At 69.3% G+C, this 3305-nt stretch carries 1 protein-coding gene and 2 pseudogenes; 2 read left to right on the top strand and 1 reads right to left on the bottom strand.

The features are described from left to right. Both FV223_RS23600 and FV223_RS23595 read left to right on the top strand, forming a co-directional pair. A pseudogene (locus tag FV223_RS23600) lies at positions 1-745 on the top strand (alkaline phosphatase family protein); the annotation flags it as partial. Between the two features lie 157 nt (positions 746-902). Continuing rightward, positions 903-2336 carry a mannose-1-phosphate guanylyltransferase/mannose-6-phosphate isomerase gene (locus FV223_RS23595; RefSeq protein ID WP_147729264.1) on the top strand — a complete coding sequence of 478 codons (1434 nt, stop codon included), beginning with the start codon at positions 903-905 and terminating at the stop codon, positions 2334-2336. Positions 2337-2456: 120 nt separating this feature from the next. Here FV223_RS23595 and FV223_RS23590 read toward each other — a convergent pair. Further along, a pseudogene (locus FV223_RS23590) lies at positions 2457-2651 on the bottom strand (DDE-type integrase/transposase/recombinase); the annotation flags it as partial. Positions 2652-3305 lie beyond the last annotated feature (654 nt).

The following is a 3305-nucleotide window of genomic DNA, read 5'->3' as shown; positions in this document are numbered from 1 at the left end:
CGCGCGCCGAGCCGGTGTCGTCGTCGACGATGATCGTCGGGGCGCCGTCGCGGCTGGTGTTGTCGAAATTGAGGGTCGGCCCGAGCTTGCCGATCGCCGCGGTGCTGATCCCGGCCTTGGCGGCGGCTCGGACCTCGTCTACCTGCCGAAGGGCGACAGGGCGCTCGCCGCGCGCACGATCGCGGCGCTCCTGGCGCAGGACTACGTCAGCGGCCTCTTCGTCGACGACGCGCTCGGGCGCTTCCCCGGCACGCTGCCGCTCTCGGCGGTGAACCTGAAGGGCGAGGCCGCGACGCCGACGCCGGCGATCGTCGTCAACTTCCGCTCGTACAGCACCGGCTGCGCCAACCCGGAGACCTGCGTCGTCGAGGTCGCCGACACGGCGCTGCAGCAGGGCCAGGGCATGCACGGCAGCTTCAGCCGGGCCGACACCCACAACTTCATGGCCGCGATCGGCCCGAGCTTCAAGGCCGGCTTCGTCGACCCGCTGCCGGTGAGCAACGCCGATGTCGGGCAGACGCTCGCCGCCCTGCTCAAGCTCGAGATCCCCGCCAAGGGCCGCCTGATCGGCCGCCCGATGCGGGAGGCGATGCGGGAGGCTCCGGTACCGCAGGCGCAGGCCGGCACGCTCCGTTCGGAACCGTCGCCGGCGGGCCTGACCACGGTGCTGCGCTTCCAGCAGGTCGGGGACCAGCGCTACTTCGATGCGGCCGGGTTCCCGGGGCGGACGTTCGGGCTGGAGTGAGGCCGCCGGCCGAGGCGCCCGACGCCGGGCGTTTGCCATCACGACGGATTCGCGGCCGGCCGGACCGGCATCGAGTCGCCTCGCGGCGGCGCGGGCGCTACCGTGGGTTCGCCGAGACCGGGCCGTGCGGCCCGGTCCCAGGAACAGGAGTCGTCCGATGAGCACCGCCCGCATCCTGCCCGTGATCCTGTGCGGCGGCTCGGGCACGCGGCTGTGGCCGGTATCGCGCGAGAGCATGCCGAAGCAGTTCGCGCGGCTGGTGGACGCGGCGGAGTCGACGTTCCAGGCCACCGCGCGGCGGGTGGGCGACGCGGCGGTCTTCGCCCGGCCGGCGGTGATCGCGGCGGCCGAGTCGCGCTTCATCGTCGCCGAGCAGCTGGCCCAGGCCGGGATGTCCGCCGACATCATCCTAGAGCCGGAGGGGCGCGACTCGGCCGCCGCCGTGGCGGTGGCGGCCTTGCACGCGGCCAAGGCAGACCCGGAGGCGGTGGTGCTGATCATGGCCGCCGACCACGTGATCGGCGACGTGCCGGCCTTCGCCGCCGCCGTGCGCACGGCGGCGGTCGGCGCGCGGGCCGGCTACACCATGACGCTCGGCATCGAGCCGACGCGCCCGGCGACCGATTACGGCTACATCCGCCGCGGGGGGGCGCTGCCGGAGGCCGAGGGCGCCTTCGCGGTGGCGCGCTTCGTCGAGAAGCCGGATGCGGAGGGCGCCGCCGCGCTGATCGCGGAGGGCGCCCTGTGGAACTCGGGCTACTTCCTGTTCCGGGCCGACCTGATGCTGGCCGAGCTCGAGGCGCACGCGCCCGCGGTGCTCTCCGCCGCCCGCGCGGCGCTGGAGCGGGCCGGCGTCGACCTCGACTTCGTGCGCCTGGACGCGGCGGCGTTCGGGCAGGCGCCCAAGATCTCGATCGACTACGCGGTGATGGAGCGCACGACGCGCGCCGGCGTGCTGCCGGTGTCGTTCCCGTGGTCGGACGTCGGCACCTGGGACGCGGTCTGGCAGGTGCTGCCGCAGGACGCCGCCGGCAACGCGGTGCGCGGTCGGGTCGAGCTCCTGGGCACGCGCAACAGCCTGGTGCACAGCGAGGGCGAGGGGCTGACCACGGTGGTCGGCCTCGACGACGTGGTGGTGGTGGCGACCCCCGACGCGGTGCTGGTGACCTCGAAGGCGCAGTCGGGCCGGGTCAAGGAGCTGGTCGGGGTGCTGCGGGCCCGGGCCCATCCGGAGGCCGACGCGCACCGGCGGATGTACCGGCCCTGGGGCTGGTACCAGCGCGTCGACATCGGCGAGCGCTTCCAGGTCAAGCGCATCATGGTGACGCCGGGCGGGCGCCTGTCGCTGCAGAAGCACCATCACCGCGCCGAGCACTGGGTGGTGGTGAAGGGCACGGCGGAGGTGACGCTGGGCGAGCGCCTGGTCCTCGTGCACGAGAACGAGGCGGTGTACCTGCCGATCGGCTCGCTGCACCGGCTGACCAACCCCGGCAAGATCCCGCTCGAGCTGATCGAGGTCCAGGTCGGCTCCTACACCGGCGAGGACGACATCATCCGCGTCGAGGACATCTACGGACGTTCGCCAGGCTGATAAGGAGCCCTGCGGTAGGCCTCAAGCCCTGATGGGGTGGGTGCCGAATACAGGCATGTTGCAAACTCGGATCTGAGACGCAGAACGATCTTTGCGGTCCCGCTTTCACCCTTTGTTCGCCTAAGGAAGCCTGAAGCAGAGTGCGAGCAGCTGATTATGCTCGCGCACTGTCCGTGCGCCAGCGAAGCCGAGGACCTTGCGCAGCCAGAGCATGGCCTCGAAGCCCTGGATCGTGCGCCGCGCTGTGTTGAACGAGCGGTAGCCGCCGATCCGGGGCATCGACTGCTTCACCCGGAAGTGGTCGCTCTCGATGCCCTAACCGACCGGAGCACCGGCGCCGACGCTGGCGAACGCTGTTTCGGCGCAAGGCGATGGGTGATCTGTTTCGCGGACCCTACGCTATGCCATGATCGGTCAGCATCCACACGCTGCTTCCCTCTCTCAAACGCACCTCTGGGTTCGATCCGAGTTCGCTACGTCGAGATAGAACTGGACATGTCAATCGCGGACAGATCGAATAAAAGTATCTGATCGTGCAGGTGGCTGCAGTAGGCGCGCTGCTATAAGAAATCTGATAATCTGTGTGGTAGTCTTTGCAATTTAATCGTTCAGACTTTTTCAATTTTACAGACCTATTTGCTTCGAAAAACACCATATAGGATTTGAATCTTGACAACGCTATGGTTTGTGCTACGCTGATGCTGTCGATTGGCGAACCGTTGCACCGCTTCGGTGCCAGCCGACACACACCGAGGAAGCGCGCGATGCACCGGCGATCACGAACACCGCGGCCCCGACCGCCATCGTGCGCCAGCCAGCACCCGCCCCTCACCAGCACCTCCACGGAAGGCCCCCATCACGGGGGCCTTCGTCGTTTCAGGAGCCCGAAAATGGCGATCCAGTTCATTCCCGCCTCAGTCCCAGCCCCCGACCCCATCCCTGTCGTCGAGAGCCCGCTGACCCCTCAAC

This window comes from Methylobacterium sp. WL116, from assembly GCF_008039455.1.
In the GTDB taxonomy this organism is placed as follows: Bacteria; Pseudomonadota; Alphaproteobacteria; order Rhizobiales; family Beijerinckiaceae; genus Methylobacterium.
Note: the sequence above shows the minus strand (reverse complement) of the source record. Positions and strands in the feature narration are given on the sequence as shown.

Coding starts and splice junctions, on each gene's coding strand:
- FV223_RS23595 (WP_147729264.1), top strand. CDS start 903: ATGAGCACCGCCCGCATCCTGCCCGTGATCCTGTGCGGCGGCTCGGGC.